The organism is Companilactobacillus miaonis (assembly GCF_036913615.1).
Classification (GTDB): domain Bacteria; phylum Bacillota; class Bacilli; order Lactobacillales; family Lactobacillaceae; genus Companilactobacillus.
Window position 1 is genome coordinate 17,253 of sequence record NZ_JAYKTX010000018.1, and the last position, 26,255, is coordinate 43,507.

The 26,255-nt window shown below is 36.2% G+C and carries 23 protein-coding genes; 17 read left to right on the top strand and 6 right to left on the bottom strand.

Going from position 1 to position 26,255, the window contains the following annotated elements:
* Nucleotides 1-68 precede the first annotated feature (68 nt).
* Nucleotides 69-416 (bottom strand): hypothetical protein, encoded by a 348-nt coding sequence (locus tag U8521_RS12305; protein WP_334333528.1) that lies wholly within the window; start codon nucleotides 414-416, stop codon nucleotides 69-71.
* Between the two features lie 294 nt (nucleotides 417-710).
* Here U8521_RS12305 and hflX point away from each other — a divergent pair, with 294 nt between their 5' ends.
* From hflX to U8521_RS12355, 10 genes are all read left to right on the top strand, one after another.
* Nucleotides 711-2,003, top strand: a complete 1,293-nt coding sequence (gene hflX / locus U8521_RS12310; protein ID WP_334352885.1) for a GTPase HflX — start codon at nucleotides 711-713, stop codon at nucleotides 2,001-2,003.
* A 141-nt stretch (nucleotides 2,004-2,144) separates the two neighbouring features.
* Complete coding sequence (locus tag U8521_RS12315) at nucleotides 2,145-3,779, top strand: peptide ABC transporter substrate-binding protein (RefSeq protein WP_334333530.1); 1,635 nt, start codon at nucleotides 2,145-2,147, stop codon at nucleotides 3,777-3,779.
* A 22-nt stretch (nucleotides 3,780-3,801) separates the two neighbouring features.
* Complete coding sequence (opp3b, locus tag U8521_RS12320; RefSeq protein WP_334352886.1) at nucleotides 3,802-4,734, top strand: oligopeptide ABC transporter permease; 933 nt, start codon at nucleotides 3,802-3,804, stop codon at nucleotides 4,732-4,734.
* Nucleotides 4,734-5,759 (top strand): ABC transporter permease, encoded by a 1,026-nt coding sequence (locus tag U8521_RS12325; protein WP_334333532.1) that lies wholly within the window; start codon nucleotides 4,734-4,736, stop codon nucleotides 5,757-5,759. The genes opp3b and U8521_RS12325 overlap by 1 nt, the downstream gene beginning before the upstream one ends.
* Nucleotides 5,760-5,775: 16 nt before the next feature.
* On the top strand, nucleotides 5,776-6,828 hold the full coding sequence (locus tag U8521_RS12330; RefSeq protein WP_334333533.1) for an ABC transporter ATP-binding protein: 1,053 nt from the start codon (nucleotides 5,776-5,778) through the stop codon (nucleotides 6,826-6,828).
* Nucleotides 6,821-7,747 (top strand): ABC transporter ATP-binding protein, encoded by a 927-nt coding sequence (locus tag U8521_RS12335; protein ID WP_334333534.1) that lies wholly within the window; start codon nucleotides 6,821-6,823, stop codon nucleotides 7,745-7,747. The genes U8521_RS12330 and U8521_RS12335 overlap by 8 nt, the downstream gene beginning before the upstream one ends.
* A gap of 618 nt (nucleotides 7,748-8,365) precedes the next feature.
* The gene (locus tag U8521_RS12340; protein ID WP_334352887.1) at nucleotides 8,366-10,291 is read left to right on the top strand and encodes a GTP-binding protein; all 1,926 of its coding nucleotides are present in this window, start codon (nucleotides 8,366-8,368) and stop codon (nucleotides 10,289-10,291) included.
* A 1,116-nt stretch (nucleotides 10,292-11,407) separates the two neighbouring features.
* Complete coding sequence (locus U8521_RS12345; RefSeq protein ID WP_334333536.1) at nucleotides 11,408-11,914, top strand: YagU family protein; 507 nt, start codon at nucleotides 11,408-11,410, stop codon at nucleotides 11,912-11,914.
* A 1-nt stretch (nucleotide 11,915) separates the two neighbouring features.
* Complete coding sequence (locus U8521_RS12350; protein WP_334352888.1) at nucleotides 11,916-13,229, top strand: MFS transporter; 1,314 nt, start codon at nucleotides 11,916-11,918, stop codon at nucleotides 13,227-13,229.
* A gap of 12 nt (nucleotides 13,230-13,241) precedes the next feature.
* Nucleotides 13,242-14,573: a replication-associated recombination protein A gene (locus U8521_RS12355; protein ID WP_334352889.1), complete on the top strand. Its 1,332-nt coding sequence runs from the start codon at nucleotides 13,242-13,244 to the stop codon at nucleotides 14,571-14,573.
* An 86-nt stretch (nucleotides 14,574-14,659) separates the two neighbouring features.
* On the opposite strand, the gene U8521_RS12360 is transcribed toward U8521_RS12355, so the two are convergent.
* From U8521_RS12360 to U8521_RS12370, 3 genes are all read right to left on the bottom strand, one after another.
* Nucleotides 14,660-15,310, bottom strand: coding sequence for a ribose-5-phosphate isomerase A (locus tag U8521_RS12360; protein ID WP_334352890.1), 651 nt, complete (start codon nucleotides 15,308-15,310; stop codon nucleotides 14,660-14,662).
* Between the two features lie 105 nt (nucleotides 15,311-15,415).
* Entirely contained in the window at nucleotides 15,416-16,135 is a 720-nt protein-coding gene (locus U8521_RS12365) for a C40 family peptidase (protein ID WP_334333540.1), read from the bottom strand.
* A 213-nt stretch (nucleotides 16,136-16,348) separates the two neighbouring features.
* Entirely contained in the window at nucleotides 16,349-16,906 is a 558-nt protein-coding gene (locus tag U8521_RS12370; RefSeq protein ID WP_334352891.1) for a guanylate kinase, read from the bottom strand.
* A gap of 84 nt (nucleotides 16,907-16,990) precedes the next feature.
* Between U8521_RS12370 and U8521_RS12375 the strand changes: the two genes are divergently transcribed.
* Complete coding sequence (locus U8521_RS12375; RefSeq protein ID WP_057738107.1) at nucleotides 16,991-17,197, top strand: hypothetical protein; 207 nt, start codon at nucleotides 16,991-16,993, stop codon at nucleotides 17,195-17,197.
* 35 nt (nucleotides 17,198-17,232) lie between these two features.
* On the opposite strand, the gene U8521_RS12380 is transcribed toward U8521_RS12375, so the two are convergent.
* Entirely contained in the window at nucleotides 17,233-17,859 is a 627-nt protein-coding gene (locus U8521_RS12380; protein ID WP_334333542.1) for an LVIS_2131 family protein, read from the bottom strand.
* Nucleotides 17,860-18,124: 265 nt separating this feature from the next.
* Between U8521_RS12380 and nrdH the strand changes: the two genes are divergently transcribed.
* From nrdH to nrdF, 4 genes are read left to right on the top strand one after another with little or no spacing between them, the layout of a single operon-like run.
* A complete protein-coding gene (nrdH, locus tag U8521_RS12385) occupies nucleotides 18,125-18,355 on the top strand; it encodes a glutaredoxin-like protein NrdH (RefSeq protein WP_334352892.1) in 231 nt (76 codons plus the stop codon).
* 3 nt (nucleotides 18,356-18,358) lie between these two features.
* Complete coding sequence (gene nrdI / locus U8521_RS12390) at nucleotides 18,359-18,733, top strand: class Ib ribonucleoside-diphosphate reductase assembly flavoprotein NrdI (protein ID WP_334333544.1); 375 nt, start codon at nucleotides 18,359-18,361, stop codon at nucleotides 18,731-18,733.
* A complete protein-coding gene (gene nrdE / locus U8521_RS12395) occupies nucleotides 18,714-20,885 on the top strand; it encodes a class 1b ribonucleoside-diphosphate reductase subunit alpha (RefSeq protein ID WP_334352893.1) in 2,172 nt (723 codons plus the stop codon). Before nrdI ends, nrdE begins: the two co-directional genes overlap by 20 nt.
* A 15-nt stretch (nucleotides 20,886-20,900) precedes the next feature.
* Nucleotides 20,901-21,926, top strand: coding sequence for a class 1b ribonucleoside-diphosphate reductase subunit beta (nrdF, locus tag U8521_RS12400; protein ID WP_334333546.1), 1,026 nt, complete (start codon nucleotides 20,901-20,903; stop codon nucleotides 21,924-21,926).
* Nucleotides 21,927-22,034: 108 nt separating this feature from the next.
* Here the strand turns inward: nrdF and U8521_RS12405 are convergent, their stop codons facing one another.
* Entirely contained in the window at nucleotides 22,035-22,478 is a 444-nt protein-coding gene (locus U8521_RS12405) for a MarR family winged helix-turn-helix transcriptional regulator (RefSeq protein ID WP_334333547.1), read from the bottom strand.
* Between the two features lie 292 nt (nucleotides 22,479-22,770).
* Between U8521_RS12405 and U8521_RS12410 the strand changes: the two genes are divergently transcribed.
* Both U8521_RS12410 and U8521_RS12415 read left to right on the top strand, forming a co-directional pair.
* The gene (locus tag U8521_RS12410; RefSeq protein ID WP_334352894.1) at nucleotides 22,771-25,029 is read left to right on the top strand and encodes an L-type lectin family protein; all 2,259 of its coding nucleotides are present in this window, start codon (nucleotides 22,771-22,773) and stop codon (nucleotides 25,027-25,029) included.
* Between the two features lie 158 nt (nucleotides 25,030-25,187).
* Nucleotides 25,188-26,186, top strand: a complete 999-nt coding sequence (locus tag U8521_RS12415) for an L-type lectin family protein (RefSeq protein ID WP_334352895.1) — start codon at nucleotides 25,188-25,190, stop codon at nucleotides 26,184-26,186.
* The last annotated feature ends 69 nt before the right edge of the window (nucleotides 26,187-26,255 follow it).

The window sequence follows — 26,255 nt, forward strand, 5'->3', positions numbered from 1 at the left end:
GGCAGCGTTCCAGCCAAAATCGGCTTTGCTATGGAGGACGGCATACTTAACCAAAATAAAAATAGAGCCTAGAAAAAAGCATCCTTATTCTTCCCCAAAATATCAATAATCGAATAAGCATTCGTAAAACTAGTCGTTTTGACTGATAACTCTGAAATCTCAGTCCAAACTCGATTCGTATGATAATTGAAAACTAAATTTTGCTTATCTTTTGCTTCATTAATTGTTTCAACTAACTTCTTAAATTCCTTATCAAAAACTGACCCTCGATATTGTCTCTCAATAAAATCATGAACAGTTTTTCTAATGTAGCGTTCCATTTCCTGATTAATTGCTGATTCATTGATCTGCTTAGAGAATGAATTACCAAATTCAATCAATAAGGTAAGTAACAACTTCTGTTTAGAATGATCCATTTTCTCACCCACCAATAATTTTATTTACCCTCTACTGAATGGCGTATATTTAATAGTATAACTTATTTAAACAAATGCGGTTTAGTTAATAGGTACGATTCTTCAATAAAAAAATGATTTGGTAATCGTTTTCTACCTATTATATAGCGTTTGGCCAACTTCCATGGTATTATTTAGACAGTTTACCGAAAGGATGGTATTAAATCATGAGCACAAAATTAAAGAATATCATTGCACATCAATAATAAAAAGGCATTATTATCCCTGGGGTAAATAGTGCCACCAGGAGGATTTATGACTGAATCTAAAAATACATTTGAAAAAACTCGCGTGATCGTTGCCGGAGTTAGCCACTTACAACCTGACTTCGAATATACAATGGAAGAACTTGCCTCACTAGTTGAAGCTAATAATATGGAAGTAGCTGATGTTATCAAGCAAAAAGCTGATACCGTCAATGGTGCCACTTACTTTGGTTCTGGTAAAGTTACCGAGATCAAAGAAATTGCCAATGCTGATGATGTTTCGATCGTCGTTTTAAATGACGAATTGACGCCTTCACAAATTAGAAACTTGGAAAAAGAAACTAAATTGAGTTTCATGGACCGAACTGAACTTATTTTACAAGTCTTCTCTACTAGAGCTCAAACCAAACAAGCCAAATTACAAGTTGAAATTGCAAAACTTCAATATCAGCTACCTAGAATTCACCCATCTGGTAATCCTTTGGATCAACAATCTGCTTCTGGCGGATTAGCTAACCGTGGTGCCGGTGAATCTAAACTCGAACTTGATCGTCGTGTTATTAGAAAAAGAATCACCGCTTTGCGTAACGAACTTAAAACGGTCGATAAGACAGTCGACGTTCAAAGTCGTAGAAGAACCAACACTACTTTGCCATTGGTTTCTTTAGTTGGTTACACTAATGCTGGTAAGTCGACGACGATGAACGGACTATTGAATTTTAACAAAGAAGACTCCCAAGATCGGAAAGTTTTCGAGAAAAATATGCTTTTTGCTACTTTGGATACGAGTGTTCGCCGAATCGACTTGGAGGACAATACTAGTTTCCTCTTATCCGATACAGTTGGCTTTGTCAGCAAGTTGCCACACAATCTAGTTGAATCATTCAAGACGACTTTAAAAGAAGCTCAAGACGCTGACGTTTTGATTCAAGTAATCGACGTTTCTGACGAGCATTGGAAAAATATGTTGGAAGTAACTGAGAAAACCCTCAAAGAAATTGGGATTGTCGGCAAACCGATGATTTATGCTTTCAATAAAGCCGATCTAAAAGCTGGTCAACAATTTCCAACGATCGAGGGTGACAACGTCTACTACTCGGCGCTAGATAAAAAATCGATTGAAACCTTAATTAAAGTTATCAAGCAAAAAATATTTTCTAATTATAAAAAAACTACTCTCTTAATTCCTTACAGTGATCAAAAAATTGCTGAAGAAATAATGAGAAATTCCCAAATAATCACTAAAGAGTTCACTAATGACGGTTCTTTGATCGTTGCCAACTTGAGCCCCGAAGAATTAGAAAAATTTAATAAATACGTCGAAACAGAGTTATCTATTTGATAGATAGCTCTTTTTTTCTTTGCAATTTTAGACAAAATGTATTATTATTTTATCAACAATTAGAATTTTTCTAATTAAGGGCAATTCTATTTTAATGTTCATTAGGGCATTCTAAGAAAATTATTTTAGGGAGGTTAAACAATGAAATCTAAGAAGTATTTACTTGCATTGTTACCGATATTTCTATTCGCTTTAGTTCTTAGCGGTTGTGGATCCGCTACAGAAAAAGATAGTAAAGATACACTTGCAATTAACTCCGGAGATGTTATTGCGACAATGGATTCATCCATGAACACTGATACGATCGGTGCTCAAAATTTAACAAATACGATGGAGGGACTTTATCGTTACGATGGCAAAACACTTAAGCCAGCTATCGCTAAGAAGGTCGTTAAACCAACTAATAACGGTAAAACTTATACTTTCAATCTAAAACACACTCAGTGGTCAAATGGTAAACCTGTGACTGCTCAAGACTTTGTTTACGCTTGGAGAAGAACAGTTGATCCTAAAACTGCTTCTCAATACGCATACATCTATACTGGAATTAAGAACGCTGATGCGATCAATGCCGGTAAGAAGCCAGTAAATACCTTGGGTATCAAAGCCTTGGATGATTATACGCTCCAAGTTACTTTGGAAAATGCCATCCCTTATTTCAACACTTTGATGGCCAGTTCTACTTTCTACCCACAATACAAACCATCAGTTGAAAAAGCTGGTAAGAAATATGGTTTGAGTAGTAAAGGTATGGTCTTCAACGGACCTTTTAAACTAACTAATTGGAATGTTTCTAAAAATAGTTGGACTGAAGTTAAAAACGACAAGTACTGGAATGCTAAAGAAGTTAAATTAAAGAAATTAGAGTACTACGTGGTTAAGGATGCTAATACTGGTTTAAACCTCTATGATGCAAACCGTATCAATCGTTATGAAAAATTGCCGGGTGACACTGCTCGTCAAGTTTCCAACTATAAGACTTTCTCAATGGATAAGCAGACTGGTAACTTCTATATCGAGCTTAACCAGAAGAAATACAAGTTCTTCAGAAATACTAAGATCAGACGTGCCATTTCTATGGCTATCAACCGTAAACAATTAACGGAAAATGTTTTAGGTAATACTGGTAGTATCGAACATACTCTTGTGCCAGTAGGAATGTCTTACAACCCAGAAACAAATGTTGATTTCACAAAAGAAAAGACTCTTCAAGATTCAAATCAATACACTGAATATAATCCTAAAGAAGCAACTAAGCTTTGGAAGGAAGGTATCAAAGAAACTGGTCAAAAGAACCTCGAATTCACTCTCTTAGGTGATGATACTGATGGTTCTAAGAAACAAAACGAATACCTCCAAGGACAATTACAAAAGAATTTGCCTGGACTTAAAATCACACTATCAAATGTTCCATTTAAGTCTCGTCTAGATAAATCAAGTTCTGGTAACTTCGACATGGTTGTTACTGGTTGGAACGCCGATTATCCAGATCCTGTTACATTCTTGGATATCTTTACAACAAACAACGTTCAAAACAATGGTAAGTACTCAAATGCTGAATACGATGCCTTGATTAACAAATCTAAGACTACTGATGCAACAGATGAAGATGCTAGATGGCAAGATCTCTTACAAGCTACAAAGATCTTAACTGATGAACAAGGGGCAATTCCGTTGTATCAAGCTAACCAAGCTAACTTGACTAGAAGCAATGTTCACGGCTACAAGATCACACCAAATGGTAGTTATAATCTAGTTACAGCTTACAAAAAATAATCATGTTGAGGGAGATTAAATAATGACTAAATATATTCTCAGAAGAATTCTTTATTTATTCTTGACCCTTTTCATTATTGCGACAATAACATTCTTCATGATGAAGATGCTGCCTGGTACTCCGTTTTCTAATCAAAACCGAATGTCGGCAGAACAACTGAAGATCGTTAAGGCTCAATATGGATTGGATCAATCGGTATTTGTTCAATACGTTCGTTATCTTGGTGGGTTGTTACAAGGAAATCTTGGTACTTCTTTCCAATTTAACAACGAACCTGTTACTGCTTTAATCGGCCAAAGAATCGTGCCATCAATGCAAATTGGTGCTCAAGCAATGGTCGTTGGTACTATCGGTGGTATCTTACTTGGTGCTATCGCTGCTATTCGTAAAAATACATGGGTTGATACACTTGCAACTTTCATCTCAATTCTAGGTCTATCAATTCCATCTTTCGTTCTAGCTGTTCTCTTACAGTTCTACTTAGCTTATAAATGGAAAATCTACCCAGTTGCTTTGTGGGATAACTTCCAATCAAGTGTTCTACCAACATTAGCTTTATCAGCTCTACCTCTTGGTACTGTTGCCAGATTTATGAGAACCGAAATGGTCGATGTTTTAAGTAGTGATTACATCGAACTCGCTAAATCAAAAGGTAATTCAAACTGGAAAGTTGTTACAAAACATGCTCTTCGTAACTCATTGATCCCAGTTGTTACTATTATCGGACCAATGGCTGTTTCAGTTATGACTGGTTCCATGGTTGTTGAAAATATCTTCTCCATCCCTGGTATCGGTGAACAGTTCGTTAAATCAATTACTACTAATGATTACCCAACAATTATGGGTCTAACAATCTTCTATTCATTCTTATTAATCATAGTTTACTTGATCGTCGATATCCTTTACGGACTAATCGATCCAAGAATTAGACTAGGAAACGGAGGTAAAGAATAATGGAACAGATTCCTCAAATTCCTAAGGACAAATTTAAATTAATCCATGACGAAAATAACGCCGATCAAGAAAAAATTGGTACACCGTCATTAACTTACATGCAAGATGTTCGTCGTCGTTTATTCAAAAATAAAGTTGCGGTCGTTTGTTTGTCACTTCTTTCAATTATCGTAGTTGTGGCAATTTTGGCCCCAGTTATCGCACCACATAATCCTAATGCTCAACAAGTTACACTATCCAACTTGCCCCCTAAACTTGGTAATTTAAACATCCCTGGTATGAACGGTTACCAAAACATGGGTGGTAAAATGGTCGATGCTTACAAGCAAGCCGGTGCTCCTAAGGGTGCTTTCTACATTCTAGGTACTGACTATCTTGGACGTGACCTTCTCTCAAGAATCATTTATGGTACAAGACTTTCATTAGTCGTTGCTATCTTAGCTACATTAGTTGATCTTCTTATCGGGGTACCTTATGGTATCGTTTCTGGTTGGAAAGGCGGCAAAACTGATACATTCATGCAACGTATCGTTGAAATCGTTTCTTCAATCCCTAACTTGATCGTGGTTATCTTGATGATGATTGTTTTAAAACCTGGTCTAACATCAATCGTTATTGCTCTGGCAATCACTGGTTGGGTCACTATGGCTCGTCTAGTCCGGGCGCAAACTTTCCAATTGAAAGAACAAGAATATATTTTAGCCGCAAGAACTCTTGGTGAACCGTCAATGAAAATTGCGACAAAACATTTGATTCCTAACCTTTCATCAACAATTATTATTCAAACAATGTTTACAATTCCAAATGCCATCTTCTTTGAAGCCTTCCTAAGTTTCATTGGTATCGGTATTCCGGCACCTAATGCTTCTCTAGGTACACTTCTATCAGATGGTCAAAAAGCTTTTAGATTCTTACCATATCAAATGTGGGCTCCGGCTATTATCTTGAGTATTATCATGATTGCTACTAACCTTCTAGGTGATGGCTTACGTGATGCCTTTGATCCACAATCATCAGAAAACTAACTAAGGAGAAATCGAAATGGATAAAATTTTAGAAGTTAAAAATCTGCATGTCGATTTTGATACCTATAACGGTGTCGTTCATGCTATCCGTGGTGTTGATTTTCACTTAAACGCCGGTGAAACCTTAGCTATCGTTGGTGAATCTGGTTCTGGTAAATCCATCACAGTTCGTTCCATCTTACAGTTATTAGCTAAGAATGGAACAATCTCACAAGGAGAAGTCCTCTATCATGGAGATGACCTTCTTCAAAGAAGTGATAAGGAAATGGACAAACTTCGTGGAAATAAAATTTCCATGATCTTCCAAGACCCCATGACTTCACTTGACCCTACTATGACAATTGGAAAACAAGTTGCCGAACCACTTTTGATTCACAACAACGTTTCTAAAAAGGATGCTTTAAAACGTGCTGAAGAGGTTCTTCGTCTAGTTGGTATTCCTAATCCTAAAGCTCGTATGAATGACTATCCTCACCAATTCTCAGGTGGTCAAAGACAACGTATCGTTATCGCTATTGCCATCGTTAATTACCCAGAAATTCTAATTGCCGATGAACCAACAACTGCTCTTGACGTTACTGTTCAAGCTCAGATTATTGATCTATTAAAAGAATTACAACAAAAAATTGGTACTTCTATCATCTTTATCACCCACGACTTAGGTGTCGTAGCTGGTATTGCTGATCGAGTGGCTGTTATGTATGCTGGTCGTCTCGTTGAATATGGTTCAGTTGACGATGTCTTCTACAACCCTCAACATCCATATACTTGGGGCTTGTTAGATTCAATGCCTACTTTGGATACTAGTGAATCTGACCGTTTGAATTCAATTCCTGGTACGCCACCAAACCTTTTGAATCCACCTAAGGGTGATGCATTTGCACCAAGAAACGCTTATGCAATGGAAATTGATGAAGAAGAGCAACCTCCTTTCTTCAAGGTTTCCAAACATCATTACGCCGCAACTTGGCTACTTCACCCCAACGCACCAAAAGTTACCCCACCAGCAAGCATTTTGAAACGTTATGAAAAATTTAAGAAGTTAGGAGGCGATGTGGAAAATGACTGATCAAAGAGAAGTAATCGTATCTGTAAAAAATTTAAAACAGTATTTTAACATTGGCAAACCTAACATGGTTAAGGCTGTTGATGATGTATCTTTTGACATTTATAAAGGTGAAACATTCGGTTTAGTAGGTGAATCTGGTTCTGGTAAGAGTACTACTGGACGTTCGATCATCAGACTTTATAATCCAACTGACGGACATATCTACTTCAATGGACAAGATATCAGTACTATTAAAAATCATGGCCCTAAGATGAAGGAATTCCGTCGTGAGATGCAAATGATTTTTCAAGATCCATATGCTTCATTGAACCCTAGAATGAAAGTTAAAGATATTATCGCTGAGGGACTTGATGTTCATCATCTTGTCAACAGTGAAGAAGAACGTGACAAGCGCGTTCGCGAATTGCTCGATATGGTCAATCTGAACCCAGAACATATGACTCGTTACCCATATGAATTCTCAGGTGGACAAAGACAACGTATCGGTATCGCTAGAGCTTTAGCTGTTGATCCTCAATTCATTATCGCCGATGAACCTATTTCCGCTTTGGATGTTTCCATTCAAGCCCAAGTTGTTAATTTGATGCAAGATATCCAAAAGAAAAAAGGTCTAACTTATCTCTTTATCGCCCATGATCTTTCCATGGTTAAGTATATTTCCGACCGTATCGCCGTTATGTACCGTGGTAAAATCGTTGAATTGGCCGATTCAGATGAGATTTACAACAACCCGCTTCATGCATACACAAAGAGCCTCTTGTCTGCTATCCCAGTTCCAGACCCTGAAGTTGAGAAGACAAGAACAAGAATCGACTTTGACCATAAACGTCCTTTCTTGGATGACCAAAGACTACAAGAAGTCTTACCTGGACATTTCCTCTACTGTAATGATGAACAGGCCGCAAAAATTAAAAATTAATCCCATAAGAAGAGAGCTTGCCGCTTGGCGAGCTCTTTTTGTCATATTATTTTTCATAATTTTTACTTCCTTTAGTTTTAAATTGATGTATATCTGGGGAGGATATATTTTTTATCTAATTTTATTAATTAAATTTTAAATGATTATTTATTTCTTGGAGATTTATAGTCTTGAAGCTTTCACCTCTTTGTTATTTGACTATGCTTAAATAATAGCGGGAATTTATGAATATACGGTTAGTAAATTGCGAAATAAATAGTAATTAATTATGAAGAAATTTTGATGACGGCGGCTTTAAGTATAGAATATTAACTAATAGTGTAAAGTGCCGTCTTCCGCACAAGCCCTGTGATGAGCTGGAACGCTGCCGGCGCAACTTTGAGCTTTTGCAAAGTACGCAAAATCTCAAAGCTTGGCCTTATCCTAAGCGCTAAAGCACTAAGGATAATTTGGCGGCTGAGTCATCACAGGGCTTGTGCTCCAGACTAAATCCTAATTCTATTTCTTATTTCGTTTAATTTAGAAATAATAGTTGTATTAACAATAATATTACTGTAATGCTTCTTCTAATCAATTTATAAAACATCAATAAGACCTATTAGTGAAGGGAGAAAAATTATGAAACATATCGTTGCTGGTATCACTGCTCACGTTGATGCTGGAAAAACTACTCTTTCTGAGGCACTGCTTTATCACAGTGGTCAATTAAAAAAACTTGGTCGTGTCGACAAGGGTGATGCTTTTTTAGATCCTGATGATTTAGAGAAAAAACGTGGTATCACGATTTTCTCCCATCAAGCTAATTTAACGTTCGACGATCTAAGCTTAACTTTGTTGGATACTCCAGGACACGTTGATTTTGCCGCTCAAACTGAACAAGTTTTAAGTGTTTTAGATTATGCTATCTTAGTTGTTTCGGCCACAGACGGCGTTTCTGGCTATACTAGGACCCTTTGGAACTTGTTAAAACACTATCAGATTCCGACTTTTATTTTTGTTAACAAAATCGATGCGCTTGGGGTCGAAACTGACAAGGTGTTAACTGATCTTAAAGAAAATCTGACTGATAGCTGTATTAATTTTTCAGAGACTTTATCAGAAGATACCTTAGAAGAAATTGCTGTTCAAGATGACGAAGTTTTGAATCAATTTTTAGAAACTGGTCAATTAGCTGATTCTACTATTCAAACAATGATCCAAAAACGTCAGATTTTTCCTTGTTTCTTCGGCTCTGCCTTAAAGTTAACTGGAATAACTGAATTTTTGAGTGGTTTGGAAAAATGGACTGTAGAACCAAGTTACCAAACTGATTTTGCGGCCAAAGTTTTCAAAATTTCTCACGATGAAAAAAGTGAACGTCTAACTTGGGTCAAGGTTACTGGTGGAACTTTACATAATAAATCTGTCTTGTATCAAGATCAAAAAGCTAATCAATTACGAATTTATAATGGAGCTAAATTCGACATGGTCCAAGAAGTTCCTGCTGGACAAGTTTGTGCTATTACCGGTTTAGATAAATCTTATCAAGGACTTGGTCTGGGCAAACAGACCGACGAAAAGAGTCCCTTGATCCAACCAGTTTTGAATTACACCGTCGACCCTAAAGATAACGACTTACACACTTGTTTGACTGCCCTGCGCCAATTAGAAGATGAAGACCCAGAGCTTCACGTTACTTGGTCTAGTCAATTACAAGAGATCCGCGTTCAGATCATGGGCGAAGTTCAACTCGAAATTTTGCAACAACTGATGCGTGATCGCTATGATTTGGATATCGGCTTTGACCAAGGTAGTATTCTTTACAAAGAAACTATTACCGACAAAATCGAAGGTGTCGGACATTTCGAGCCTTTGCGCCACTATGCTGAAGTTCATTTATTGATGGAACCTGCCGATGAATTGAGTTTTGCCAGCGATTGCAATTTGGATATTTTAGCTAGCAACTGGCAACATCAAGTGCTCTCAAATTTGAAAGCTAAAGAGCATTTAGGAGTCTTAATCGGTGCTCCCATAACTAATATGAAGATCACTCTGATCAACGGTCGAGCTAGCAATGTTCACTCGGTCGGAGGCGATTTTAAACAAGCAACTTGGCGAGCTGTTAGACAGGGCTTGATGATGCTCAAACAAAAAAACGCCTGTCAATTACTAGAACCGTGGTACCAGTTCCGACTAGAAGTTGATACTGCAAATGTTGGCCGGGCTTTAAATGACATTCAGAAAATGCACGGAACTTTCGATGAACCTAATACTTTAAATCCCGAAGTTTCCGTTTTAACAGGGACTGCCCCTGTCGCTACGATGCAAGGTTACTCTAAAGAAGTGACTGCCTACACACATGGTCAAGGTCATCTGGAATGTGTCGTTTTAGGTTATCAACCTTGTCATAACGCCGAAGAAATTATCGAAGAAAGAGATTATCAACCAGTTTCCGACTTAGAAAACACACCGGATTCAGTTTTTTGTGCTCACGGAGCTGGCTATCCTGTACCTTGGGATCAAGTGCCACAAGTCGCACACATCCCCTACACTTATCAACCATAAAAAGACAACCAAATTCAGGGGAGGAATTTGGTTGTCTTTATTTTTAAACTTTTATCTTTAGGGGGGAGATAAAGTTTTATTTATGTTTAAGGGGATTAAACTTTTAAAAAATAGGGTTTTATATAAGGGTTTGTTCTATCTCATTAAGTGATTATTTAGAAATGCATTTTCTCCAATTTCATCGGGTCACTTCTTTCAAAAATTTACGTCAATTTTATATATCTATTAAGGGGGGAGATATATTAATTAAGTTTAAGGGTTAAATATATTTTAAGGGGTTTATTTCTATTCATGTATTTGTTTTCAATAATTTTTATTTCATTAATTAAAACGGAAGGGTTATTTGTTCATCCGGTCACCTCTTTGTTATTTGACTATGCTTAAATAATAACGGTAATTTATGAATATCTGATATCCAAATTACGAATTAATTAATAACAATATGTGAAGAAAGTATGAAAGGGGTTTAAATATGCCGTCTTCCACAACAGCTCTGGGAAATGCTGGAACGCTGTGGGCACGACTTGAAGCCTTTTTCAGACCCGGAAAAAGTCTCCAAGCTCGGCCTTCTACGTAAGCGCTAAAGCGCTAAGTAGAATTTCACGGCTGAGCATTTCCCAGAGCTGTTGCTCCAGACTAAATGGTGATTCTATGTTTTATTTTCTTCTACCTATTTAGGAATAGTTATCCTATTCACGGTAATGAAAATATGATTTTTTTGTGTGCGGTACAATGGTTCTCATTCTAGTTTGGTTATAAAAGATATAGAAAATCTTTATTAATGGTATTTCCATTAGCATTGATTTCTTATTTTTATAGCAAACAAATAAAAAATAAAACTGGGATCTAGTCCGGAGCACAATCCCTGTGATGACTCAGCCGCCAAATTTTTGTTGGTGCTTTAGCACCTACAAAAAGGCCTAGTTTTGAGATTTTTCCGGGCTTGAAAAAGCTCAAAATAGTGCCGGCAGCGTTCCAGCTCATCACAGGGATTGTGCGGAGGACGGCATCTTTCTCCCCAATAAAACTTATCCACCTCTATCAAGACTAAATACCTGAATTCATTTTTTCTCTGATTTATAATTTAATTAAAATAATCATAGAGGGAGATTTGTTATGCATTTGAATAAAGCACAAAAAGTTGATTTAAAAGCTGCTATCACTGCTGGTGTGGCTGCTGGTTTGATTTCTGGTTTCGTTAAATTAGGTTGGGAAAACGTTTTGCCTCCTAGAACTCCAGAACGTGATGCCGTTAACCCACCCCAAACTCTAATGGAACAATTTGGCATTCCTAAGAAGATTACTCGTGGAACTTATACATATTCTGAACAAAAAATGCCATGGGCAAGTTTCTTGATGCACTTTGGTTTCTCAACTTCATTTGCGGTTATTTATGAAGTTTTATCCGAATATAAACCTTTCATTCGCAAAGGTAGCGGTGCTATTTTTGGTTTAGCAATCTGGGTCGCTTTTCATCTAGGAATCATGCCGATGATGAAGACTGTTCCAAGCCCCTCAGATCAACCTAGTGAAGAACATATTTCTGAAGCTCTCGGTCATATCGCTTGGATGTGGACAAACGATATCGTCGGACGTGAACTTTATCGTCGTTTAACTAAGTAATTTGGATAAATGGAAAACCTCTATAACTGAAAGGATCAGTTATGGACTCAGCGATGCGGCTGACAATTTAGTTTTTCAAATGATGACCACTTACTTACTATTTTTCTACACTGATGTTTTCGGACTCTCGGCTAATGAAGTTGCGATTTTATTTGTTGTGGCTCGAACAGCTGATGTTTTTGAAAGTTTATTGATTGGTGTCATGATTGATAATACTCATTCGAGATGGGGCAAAAGTCGCCCCTTCTTTTTGTGGTACTCATTTCCATATGTCGTTTTCGCCATTTTAACCTTTGTTACACCTAATTTTCTTCCCCACACGGGAAAATTAGTTTGGGCCTACGTAACTTACTTAGGCCTAGGATTCTTTTATACAGCTGTTAACCTGCCCATCACTTCCATTTTGCCAACGATGACTAATAATGAAAAAGAAACAACTTTATTAGGTGTTATTCGTCAATTTTGTGGTAGTTCGGTTCAGATTATCGTAGCGGTCTTCACAATTCCGCTCGTAAGTCTATTTGGTCAGGGTGATCAGCAAAAAGGATTCTTAGGAACAATCATTTTATTCGGAGCTATTTCTTTAGCTTTGATCCTCAACACATTCTTCCATGTTCGAGAACGTTACACAAACAAAGAAATCAGTCACCAACCATTAACTGAAGTTTGGAAAATGCTGAAGCAAAATAAACCTTGGATCGTTATCTCAATAGTGATTTTCTTGTATTGGTTAACAACTTCGATTAAAAATCAGACAACGATTTATTACTTTAAATACGTTATCCAAGATGAAAAAATGGTTTCTTTGGCCAACAGTTTCACTTTTACGGCTTTAATTGGTGTCGTAGCTATCTACTTCGTCTCGACTAAATTAGGCAAAAAAAATACGATGCTAATTGGCATCGTCACTGCTTTTGTTGGTCAAATTATTATCACGATTGGGGCTTATTCCGAAGTTTTACCAGTAATTTTTACTGGTATTTTCATTAATTGTATTGGTGGTGGCTTTATTATTGGCTTAGTTTCAATAATGATTGCTGATACGATCCGTTATGGCACCACTATGGGAATTCAAGCTGAAGGAGTACTCGCTTCTACTGACGACTTTGGTGTTAATTTAGGACTTGGTTTGGGTGGTTTGATCACCGCTGAATCCTTACAAATTTCTGGATATGTCTCTAATCAAACCCAGTCGGCTGGAACAATTTCAGCTATCAATTTGAATTTTGCTCTAATTCCTTTAGGACTATATTTATTAATGTTCTTAATTTTACTTGGTTATAACGAAAAGAAGATTCAACAAGCAATCAGTTAAAGAAGGTAAAGTATGCAACAAGAATCACTTTTTTCTAGTAACAATGATGACGAAAATTCACCTCTAGCTAATCGAATTCGTCCCACCACGCTTGATGGTTTTGTCGGTCAGCAGCATTTGATTGGTCCTGGAAAAATATTGCGTGAAATCATCGATCAAGACAAAATACCCTCTTTGATTTTCTGGGGGCCTCCGGGGGTTGGTAAAACTACTCTTGCTGAAATAATCGCCAAAAAAACGCAAGCTAATTTCATTACTTTTAGCGCTGTCACTAGCGGTATCAATGATATAAAAAAAGTCATGCAAGAAGCTGAAATGAATCGTGAAATGGGGCAAAGAACGATCGTCTTCATTGATGAAATCCACCGTTTCAATAAGGCCCAACAGGATGCTTTTTTGCCATTTGTCGAAAAAGGCAGCATTACTTTAATTGGAGCAACGACCGAAAATCCATCATTTGAAATCAATTCTGCCCTTTTGTCACGTTGCAAAGTTTTCGTCTTGAAGTCTTTGACTGAGAATGATTTAGTCGAATTACTAAAAAAAGCTCTCGCTAATAAAAAAGCCTTTCAAACTGAAGTCGAAATTGATCCTGACACGATCCATTTAATCGCTAGTTATGCCAATGGTGATGCTAGGGTGGCCTTGAATACTTTGGAAATGGCCGTAATTAATTCGAATTCTGAAGCTGGGAAAACGAAAGTTGATTTAGATGATATTCGCCAATTACTCAACACTAAATCGCTCAGATACGATAAAAACGGTGAAGAACACTACAATATCATCTCAGCTCTGCACAAATCGATGCGTAATAGTGATACTAACTCTGCTATTTATTGGGTGACACGTATGCTTGAAGGCGGTGAAGATCCGCTTTACATTGCCAGAAGATTGGTCAGATTTGCTAGTGAAGATATTGGTTTAGCGGACACAAACGCCTTAAATGTTGCTATCAACGCTTTTCAAGCTTGCCAGTTTCTTGGTATGCCCGAATGTGACGTCCATTTAATTGAAACAGTCATTTATTTGTCTGTTGCCCCCAAATCAAACGCCGTCTACAAAGCTAGTTTAAGAGCCAAAAAGGATGTAAAAAAATATGGCAATCTTCCCGTTCCCTTACAGATTCGCAATGCAACAACTAAATTGATGAAGAATCTCGGTTACGGCAAAGATTACCAACTTGCACATGATTTTGCGGATAAATTAACGACCATGAAGACTGTTCCTAAAGAAGTTGAAAATAGTAAATACTATTTACCAACAGAACAAGGTAAGGAAAAGTTCTTCAAACAACGATTAGCTTACATTGAGAAATGGCATCAAGAACATAAAGATTCTGAATAAGAGGAACTTACTAGAATTGTAGTAATTGCTGTAATTCTAGTAAGTTCCTCTCTTTTTTTAAATTCAGTCTGAATCCTAAAACCATTCTACTTCGTCAAATGGACTACTTCATCCCCATCGCTCAACAAAGCGTCAGTCACAATATTTTCAAAGTAAGAAGTGCTTAAAACTCCGTTCATAACGGCTAATTGACGATTTATTTCGGAGATATTTTCATAATTCTCAAAGCTGCAGTCAATTAAACCAAATCCATTATTAGTTCTGACGATTCCGGCAATGTCACTTGATTGACGGACATGACCGTGACCACCCAATTGCTCTACTTTTTGTAAAATTTGTGGAATTGCATCTGCTAATACTTCCAAACATAATGGTACTTCTGGATTTAAGACATCACTCAGGCGTGTCTTAGGAGATAAAATTATATAGCGGTCGGATAAATTGGCATACAGTTTCTCAAATGTGTGAATTCCACCATTACTTTTTAAAACGTTTAAATTTTTATCCAAATTATCACAACCGTCAAAAGCTACATCAAACTTAGTTACTTGATCAAGCGGTAAAACCGGAATGTTTAACTCTGCACAAAGCTGGCGCGTACTTTCGGAAGGACTTGAGAAAGTTATATCCATTTCTTTTACGGCTTTGATCAACCGACCTACTGTCCGTCCTCCTCCAAAACTAACATGCATCTTGGGTTTGATTTGTGCTTTTGCTGCTTCAATTAATTTTTCCATGGTATTCCTCTTCGTTTTTATTCAGTAATACGTCTTCTATTTTATTTTAAGACAGAAAAAAAGACCACCGAAGAGGGTGATCTTTTAGGGTTGATTTCAATTGAATTATAGAACCTTAACAGCGAATGAAGGCATGAAGTAACCTGAGATTGTTGAAATCTTAACTGATTGACCAGGTTGTGGTGCAGCAATATATTGGTTGTTACCTAAGTAAATAGCTACGTGATAACTTGAACCTTTGCCACCCCAGAATAGTAAATCTCCGGCTGATGCTTGTGAAACTGCTTCTGTTGTTCCGGCACTTTCTTGGGCTACTGTGTATGAACCAATGTTCTTACCAGTTGCTTCTTTGAAGACATATGATGTGAAACCTGAGCAGTCAAATCCTGAAGGAGTCTTGCCACCCCATACATATGGTGTACCTAAATACTTCTTAGCTGTGCTGATAACATTTTCAGCAGTTGCTTGTGTTGAATCTGTTGTAGATGTTGATGCTGATTCTGTAACAGCAGCTTGTGTAGTAACGTCAACGCTACTTACCCATTCGTTTGAACCTACAAGATACCATGTTGTACCATTGTCATCTTGAACAGCCTTAGCAACACGCCAGCTAGTATTTGATGCAAGTGCACGACCTGTGATCTTTGAATCTGATGATGGATTTCTGAATAATGCTGAATCATTCTTTGTATGAACAACTGAAGGTGCGTTTTGGATAACTGTAGCAGCCTTAGCTGAAGATGCATTTGATAGACCTAAACCTGTAACTGCCAATGCTGCAGCAGCTGTAAATGAAATTAGACTTTTTTTAACGTTTGTATTCAAGATTGAAATCCCCCGTATGTGAAATAGTTTTTAATTGTTTAATTTTTTTATAATTATTAATTTCTTATCACTCAACGACCACTATATTACTCCCTGAATATTGCAGAACTGTTACAACAATTGTATAAGAATGTTACACTTTGAAATTCACAAAAGAAAAGGGTTTCAACACCCGATATAACAAGTGTTAAAACCCATTTGTGAATTAATTATTTATTTGATTTTTTCCAATTTTAGTACTTTGTTAACGTTTTCTTTAGTATTTTCGAGATTTTTATTAGAAATTTTATAACATTTACCGCTTAATTCGCTCGGTATTTGCAGATCACGTTTGAATTCATCGCTGTTTATTCGACTTAGTAATCTTTTCGTTTCATCCCCACGTTGCTTGAGACGATTCGTCACTGTTTCAAAATCAACTTCAAGAAATATTACAACGGCATTTTTTCCATATTTTTCTTTATAAGAGATGGCGCCTTGTGTATCGACTACGATACTGGCAGCATCATACTTTTCCCAAGTTTTTTTTAAACTTTCTTCTGATGAACCATACCAATTGCCACTGTATTCGACTTTTTCTAAATAATGATTCTTTAAAAAGGAATTTTTCGTTTCAAAATAGTAATCTACACCGTTTTTTTCGCCTTCACGTGGTAATCTAGTAGTGTGAGTTATAACACTTGGTATATGATAGGTATCTTTCAAATATTTACTGATAGTGGTTTTACCGGTTCCACTAGCACCCGTTATTACGATAATTTTTTTATCCATTCCTGAACCCCTATGTTTGAAATATTTCTTTTACTATATTAATATACTAGTCTGTTAATTAATAAATCCGAGGAGATTTTACATATGAAAATAGAAGACTTGAAGGTTGGCACTGTATACAACTGCTCCGTTGATGAAGATATGGATTATCCTTTCCAAGGAAAAGTTGAAAAGATTTACGAACATTCAGCTTTAATGGAAATCGTTAAAAATGATCCCAAAGATAATGCAAACAAAACTGAACTAAACAACAAGATCGTTGTTAGTATCAAAAAGATTAAAAAAGCTTAACCAAATAAAAAGCTCGGCCAATTGGTCGAGTTTTTTTATTTGCCTACATTGATAAATGATCTAGCTGGAACCCTCAAGACTCGATATTCCATTGCAAAGCGATTAGCTTTTAACCCTAAACCATTGATGAAATTGTTCTTATATTTAGCATGAACCGTAATTACATATGCATACTGATATTTCGAATCATACTTATTAATTTTCTTCATTGGCCAATCTAAACGCAAACCTGAAACAGTGAATGGTAACGTTGAATCAGAGATTGTCGCATTACGACTAGAAATAGTATATTTCGAATTATTCAACCAATATTGATAAACATCTGTCGAAGAACTGGATTCCTTCTTATCAATTTTTACGTAGTACCCTTGTCCGTCATCAGTTGTTTGGATAATCATTGGATCATATTTATAAGTAACATTAACATCGTTCTTATCTGTCAAATCAACTTTTGTAAACAGACTAGTGTATAACAATCCGCTTACCATCAAAATAACTACTAAGATCTCTAAAAAATCGACCAAAATCGTAGTCCAAGTTATTTTTGTTTTTTTCTGTACAAGAATTTTTAAGTGACGATTTCTAATATTGAATACCACAAAGACTAACAATGCAATCACGATAATCCATGCGATAATTCCCACAAAATTCCAAGAATTCATAGTTTTCTCCCAACCAAAATTAATTGTCTAAAACTCTTTCAATTTTAACTAATAACTTTATAATAGTCATTACGCTAATTTTACCACGAATCAGAAAATTATTTGAAATTGAGATGCAAAATTGTCTACCCCAAGGCGTACATAAGTTTGCGCTTACAGTATAACCACGCTATATCGTGTGTGTATCACTATAACGAATACAATATATTGTGTTTTTTCAACCGAATGATTATACTGATTTAGTAACTAAAGAGAGGTGCTCTACATGAATAACGTAATCGTATATAGCAAGAATAATTGCATGCAATGCAAAATGACTAAGAGATATTTAAAGGAACATAATGTTTCTTTTGAAGAGAGAAATATCAATCAAGATCCACAATATCTTGATGCTTTGAAAAAACAAGGATTTAAGAGTGTTCCAGTTGTTATGAACTCAGTCAGTGACCCAATCGTTGGTTTCCGTCCTGATAGTCTAAAGGCATTAGTGGGCTAAATTATGAAAGAAATAGCTTATTATTCTATCACCGGACAAACAAAACGTTTCGTTAATAAGCTAGGAATAGATGGCTATGAAATAACCGACGCCGATCCATTTTACCAAATGGGTCGGCCATTTATTCTTATTGTGCCAGCTTATGACGACGACATGATGGATCCGGTCATCGATTTTCTTCAATATAAAGATAATGCTCAAAATTGTGTTGGCGTTGCTGGCGGTGGCAATCGAAATTTCAACACACTTTACAACCACACTGCCAAAGACATCGCTGCTGGATTAGAAGTCCCAGTAGTTTTTGAATTTGAATTCAATGGAACCAACAAAGATGTCGAAAATTTTAAGAAAGTAGTGAATGAAATTGGGATTAAATAACCTTGATGCAAGCAAAATTAGTTATTTTAAATTAAATAACGAAATCAACATCCCCCAAGATGGTAAAATTCCTCTAAATAAAGATAAGGAAGCCGTCACAGCTTTTTTTGCGGAGAATGTTGAACCGAACACAATGAAATTTGATTCATTTCAAAACCACATTGACTACCTCGTAAAAAATGATTTTATCGAAAAAAATGTTTTAGATGAATACTCACCAAGCTTCATCGAAAAACTTTATAACTACTTATTAGACCAACATTTCCAATTTCAATCATTTATGGCTGCCTATAAGTTTTATAATCAATATGCTTTAAAGACTAATGACGGTAATTTTTATCTCGAAAATTATGAGATGAGAATCCTTTTTAACGCCCTTTTATATGCCAACGGTGATGAAAAATTAGCCAAGAGCTTGGCTACAGAAATGATTGCCCAACGTTATCAACCCGCTACACCATCGTTTTTGAATGCTGGTAGAAAACGCCGTGGAGAATACGTTTCCTGTTTCTTATTGCAAGTGACTGACGATATGAATAGTATCGGCCGAACAATCAATAGTGCTCTACAATTGTCTAGAATTGGTGGTGGTGTAGGTATTACACTGTCTAACTTGCGTGAATCCGGTTCACCTATTAAGGGAGTCGACAATTCTTCCTCAGGTGTCTTACCGGTTATGAAATTGTTGGAGGATAGTTTCAGTTACAGTAACCAACTCGGTCAACGACAAGGTGCTGGTGCAGTTTATTTGAATGTTTTCCATCCAGACATTATCGAATTTCTGTCTGCTAAGAAGGAAAACGCTGATGAAAAAATCCGTGTGAAGACTTTATCCTTAGGCGTAATAGTTCCTGACAAGTATTATGAATTAGTTCGTAAAAATGAAGACATGTACCTTTTCAGTCCTTATTCAGTTGAAAGAGTTTACGGTGTTCCATTCTCATACGTCGATATCACTAAAGAATACGACAATATGGTCAACGACGACCGTATCAAAAAATATAAGATTCAAGCACGTGAACTTGAGGATGAAATCAGTAAGTTACAACAAGAATCTGGTTATCCTTATGTTTTGAACATCGATACTGTTAATCGTGACAACCCAATCGATGGAAAAATTATCATGAGTAACCTTTGTACAGAGATTCAACAAGTCCAAATCCCATCACAACTAAATGACGCTCAAGAATACGTTAAATTGGGAACTGACGTCAGTTGTAATCTTGGTTCAACTAATATTTTAAATATGATGCAAAGCCCTGACTTTGGTCAATCGATTCGTTCAATGACTCGTGCCTTAACTTTCGTCAGTGACGCTTCTAATATCTCTGCTGTTCCTCCAGTAGCCAATGGTAATAAGATGAGCCATTCTATTGGTTTGGGTGCTATGGGACTTCATACTTATTTAGCTTGCCATCATCTTGAATATGGCTCACCAGAAGCAATTGAATTTATCAACGTTTACTTCATGCTGTTAAACTATTGGACTTTAGTTGAAAGTAATAATATTGCTAAAGAACGAAAAGAAACTTTTGCTAATTTTGAAAAGTCTAAATATGCTGACGGAACTTACTTCGATAAATACACTACTCAAAGTTTTGCTCCTAAATCAGAACTAGTTAAGCAATTATTTAATGATATAGATATTCCTGATATCAGCGACTGGCAAGCTTTAAAGGAAAATGTTATGCGTTATGGAATTTATAACGCCTACCGAATGGCTGTTGCTCCAACTGGCTCAATTTCGTATATCAATAATACTAGTGCTAGCTTACAACCAGTAACTAGACTCGTTGAAGAACGTCAAGAAAAGAAAAACGGTAAGTTGTACTTCCCAGCTCCTTTCTTGAGTAATGATACGATCAAGTATTACAAATCTGCTTATGACACTGATATGCGTAAAGTCATTGACACTTATGCTTCTGCCCAAGAACATATCGATCAAGGCATGAGTTTGACCCTCTTTATGCGTTCAGAAATTCCAGCTGGTATTTACGAATGGAAAAATGATTCTAAACAAACTACACGTGATTTAAGTATTTTGCGTAACTATGCATATTACAAAGGCATCAAGTCACTCTATTACGTCAGAACTTTCACTGAAAATAATGATGAGATTGGTAGTAATGAGTGTGAAAGCTGCTCAATCTAGGAGGAAATTTTTATAATGGTCGACACATATTACAAATCAATGAATTGGAACAAACTTGAAGACCAAATCGATAAAGAGACTTGGGAAAAGTTAACTTCACAATTTTGGCTCGATACCAGAATTCCCCTTTCCAATGATCTAGATGATTGGCGCACTTTGACTCCTGCAGAACAAACCGTTGTTGGACACGTCTTTGGCGGCTTAACCCTGCTTGATACTCTCCAATCTCAAGATGGTATCCAAGCTATGTTAAAAGATGTCAGAACTCAAGCTGAGACAGCAGTTTTCAACAACATCGAATTCATGGAATCCGTTCATGCTAAAAGTTATTCTTCAATTTTTAGTACTTTAAATAGTGCTGAAGAAATCGAGGAAATCTTTGACTGGACCGATCACAATGAGTATTTACAAAAGAAAGCTAAATATATCAACAATATCTATCAAAACGGCACACCCCTTCAAAAGAAAGTTGCCAGTGTTTTTCTAGAAAGCTTCCTGTTCTACTCTGGTTTCTACACTCCACTTTATTATCTTGGTAATAACAAGTTAGCTAATGTTGCTGAAATCATTAAATTGATCATTCGTGACGAATCCGTTCACGGAACTTACATTGGTTATAAATTCCAATTAGGTTTTAACGAATTGAGTGAGGACAAACAAGCTGAATTGAAAGATTGGATGTATGATTTACTCTATACTCTTTACGATAATGAAGAAAAATACACCCAAGAACTCTATAAAGAAGTTGGCTGGGTCGATGAAGTTTTAGTCTTCCTACGTTATAACGCCAACAAAGCTTTGATGAACTTAGGTCAAGAGCCACTCTTTCCTGATGGCAACGCTGAAGATGTCAACCCTATCGTTATGAACGGTATCTCAACTGGTACTAGTAACCATGACTTCTTCTCACAAGTTGGTAATGGTTATTTGATGGGGAAAGTTGAAGCTATGCAAGATTCTGATTATGATATTGGCCGAACTGGCGATCACAAAACTCCTGACGACAAATCATTATTCAGTCGTGTTAAAAAATTGAAATAGAACTAACAATAAAAAAGAGGATATTACTGTATTGCAATTCTGCAGTACCAGTAATGTCCTCTTTTTTTATTATCGTTATAACGTATTCAGATTGTTAAAAATTATTCTCTAATCGGTAATATTTTTATACAACTTATTTGACAAATTTTCTAGTTGAAACCATTCATCTTCTGAAAGACCGCTTTTTTGGACCAAAATTTCTGGTAAGTTATTGGCCTCTTGACGCTTCTTTTTCCCAGCTTCAGTCAATTCCACATTAACCACACGTTCATCATCTTTACTGCGATTCCGAATTACCAACTTTTCATTTTCCAAACGTTTCAGCAATGGTGTCAATGTTCCTGAATCTAGTGACAAAAGCTCACCTAATTTTTTAACTGTCAGTTCATCGTGTTCTGATAAAGCAACTAAAACTAAATATTGTGGGTATGTTAACTTACATTCACTCAATCCAGTATGATATAGCTTTTGAATTGCTCGCGAAGTAGCGTACAAAGAAAAGCATAAGTGATCATTTAAAGGAATTGGTTGATTATCTTTAAAAATTTCCAAAAATAACCCCTCCTTTTTCAATTATTTATACATATTTTATGCTTATTCGAAGAAATTGTAAAACATTTTATTTTAAGCAATTTAATTGTTGCCAAATTTTATTATTATACGGTTTGTCTACATTAATAATTATTTATATTAATAAGATTATCTATATATTTAATATACTATTATTTATAGTTTTTATATAAAAATAAAGTGGTAAAAATATACTAAAAGTATGACATAAGTTCAAAAACCTGTTACACTTCGATTGAATATTGAGGATTTTTTTAATTGAGAGGGATTTATTATGAATAAATATAAGAGACTTACCCACAGTTTTTATATTTTTTTATTTATTCTATTTACATTTTTATTAATACTACCACTAACCTATCAATCAGCTTTAGCGGCTGATACCAATCAGGCTGACTATGAAAATGCCTTAGAGACTGTTCCTAAAGGACTAAGCTGGTCTGATGGTGCTTTTTCTGAGGCTAATTTCGAAGGCAATTCAGCTCAAATCGTTCAATCAAAGAACCCTAATTCGCTTAATACTAGTATTATTAAAATGACTAATACTAATAATCAAGTTGGTGGAATTTGGAGCAACTTCGACAAGGATAATTACTTTGACATCAACCATGATCAAAAAGTTTCGATGTGGCTGTATTTTGGCTACGCAAAAAGTATCACCGACCCTAACCGCTTTTTTCCAGGCGATGGTATGGCCTTTGTCTTACATAACGATGCACGTGGAATCAATGCTCATTCAACCGGAATAAGAGATGGTAAAACTGTTCCTGGTGACGGAGAAACACTTGGCGTTTGGGGAACTGATTGGGATACTTCTGAAACTAATAGTGCTAACATTGCTAAATCTGCTATTCAAAATAGTATTGCCATCGAATTTGATACCTTCATTGACCGTGTAAGTTCTTATGATGATATCAAAGGCGAAGGTGCTTCTTTTGATCTGTCATATTCTGGTTCAAAAAATTACGACCCTCATATCGCCTTCGGATATCCCGGAAAGACAATTACCTACATCCCCCAATACGCACAAAATTCCAATGGTGACAAAAAGAACTTTTTCATAATGTATCACCAGAATGCTTATGGTGGGACTCCCAGTGAATTTCTCAATTTAGTCGACAGCAAATGGCATCACTTAACTGTTGATTGGCAAAAGCCTGACACTGGTAGTACCATTGGAAAATTGACCTACCATTATGATGACAAAGATCCCGTTACAAGTACTCCCCTAAGTTCAGAAATAACTCGCTCAATCAATGTTGACACGAATACCTTTGCTTCCAAAGATGGAAAATTATATTGGGGATTTACTGGATCTACTGGTAAATATACTGAAAATAATTTGATTGCTTTTGAGTCAATTCCTTCATATGTTGACGCCCAAGCAACATCCACTATTCATAACGACACCGAAAATACTGAAGTATCAGAAAATAGTCACGTCAACGCTAATGACAAAATAACGTACAACTATAATTTAAGTTATATCGGCTGGACCAGAGAGTGGTCAAACATTAAAGCCAGAATGGACATTCCAAATAATGTTACATTCAATAGTGGTGAAATAACTTACGCTAACGGTCAAACAGAAACCATTCCAAGTAGTGTTTTTGACGCCTCAACTAAAGAAATTAATTACACATTATTGCAAAATTTAAATAAAGATAATCGAACAGCTACTATTTCACTACACGGAAGAGCTGCCGCTACAGCTAACGAACAATTAACCGTTCCTAGTGCCCATGCTCATTTCGATGGTGACAACTTGATCACTGATACTGACTCCTCATCTTTCATTATCGATCCTCGTTCAATCACTTTGGAGAGTAGTTCTCCTTACATTATCAAGGTTCAAAAAGACGAAAGTGTCGACATCCCGGCTCAGGTGAAATTTCTCGGGAGCGGTTCAATTGATTTTTCCAAACTCACTGTCTATCAAAAAATCAATAATGAGGCCGCCAAACCAATTACCGGATTAGTCAACTCTGATGGCTCCTTTACTTTACACATCGATAAATCGTTATTAACTAGCGATTCAACCAACGTCAGCTTCTTTGTAAAAGATGAAAATGGAGATCTCGGCGAAACTAATACGTTGAACCGAACGATTCAGATTGGTGGCACCGTAGCTTTTGGCGAAGTTTCCAGTCATGTAGCATTCAAAGACGTTAATTATGGCACCAAAAATAAACTTATTCCAAGGATTAACGACTGGCACGTCAATGTAATCGACAGCCGTTCCAAAGGTACTAGTTGGGTCGTCCAAGCTGCAGCAACACCTTTGGTCAACAAAAATACTAAAAAAGATCTCGATGGCTCACTAGTTTACCGTCAAAATCCGGATAGTCATCCCCTTGATTTGTCCCATAATGTCAACATTGCCCAATATACCAAACAAAATGACCTAACCGAGACAAGAGATATCACGCTACCTTGGACCGATCAGAGTGGTATCTTGTTATCTTTAAATGATAATCCAAGTGCTGGTCAATATACCGGTGTGATCAATTGGACCCTGTTAGATTCCATTTAAAATCTTGATATCAGGAAAATGATATATTTAATATAATATTTATTTATATTTTTTATATAAAAATAGAGTGATATTCCAGCCCCTTATCACGGAAATTAAGTCATATTTTTGATACACTTTTTTTATAAATTGAGTTTTCTATTTATAAAAGGGGCATCATGAAAAAATATCGACGATACGTAAAAGTTCTGAGAATTCTATCAATAATTTTTTTGTTACTGACTAGTATGGGGACCAGTCAAAAAGTTTCAGCTGCACCAGCAAATAGCGACGGAGAAATACATAGTAATGCGCAAGATCTCAACAATGCCTTAAACACCGCGCCAAAGGGGCTCAAATGGAGCGATAATAACTTCGTTAAAGCTAACTTTGATGGCAATTCTGCTACCATTGTTAGTCCAAGTTCTAAAAATCCAAATAGTAAAGATACATCTGTTATCCAAATGACCAACGACCATAAACAAGTCGGTGGAATCTGGAGCAATTTAACTAGTGGTAATTTCTTTAATATCAATAACGACCAAACCGTTTCAATGTGGCTCTATTTAGGATTTTACAAAGATACTGATAATATCACCAACATTGCTGGTACTAGGCCTGGAGATGGTATGGCTTTTGTGTTACATAATGATCCTAACGGAGTTAATTCTCATTCCGTCGGTTACGACTTAAAAGAGAAACAATGGTTGCCAGGAAATGGAGAAACCTTAGGTGTTTGGGGAACCGATTGGAATTTTGATGAAACAAACGTTATTAATATCGCTAAAAATGCTATTCAAAATAGTGTGGCTATTGAGTTTGACACTTATCCAGACACTTCTAAATCATATGGAGATATTAATAACGAAGGAGCCTCATTTGACCTCAACGGAGTATCTGGTCAACATATAGCGATTGGTTATCCCGGTAATCCTGAAAGCAAATATAACGTTGGTTTAACTAAAATCCCAACTTATCTTCGACACAGTGTTGAAAAACCAGATGGATTTAAAAATGATTCAAAATATAAGGATCTACCAACTCCAGATATTAAAAATTTTTATTCTTTGAACTATTTAACTTCAAGTTCAGGTCTAAATCTCGTTGATAGCAAGTGGCACCATTTAACAATCAAATGGAAAAAAGCTACCAAAAATGAAGTGCTTCATAATTGTTAGACAAGAAATCTAATGATTATGGAGCACTTTTTGTATGGTTAAATATAGTTTTGATTTGAAAGCAAAAGT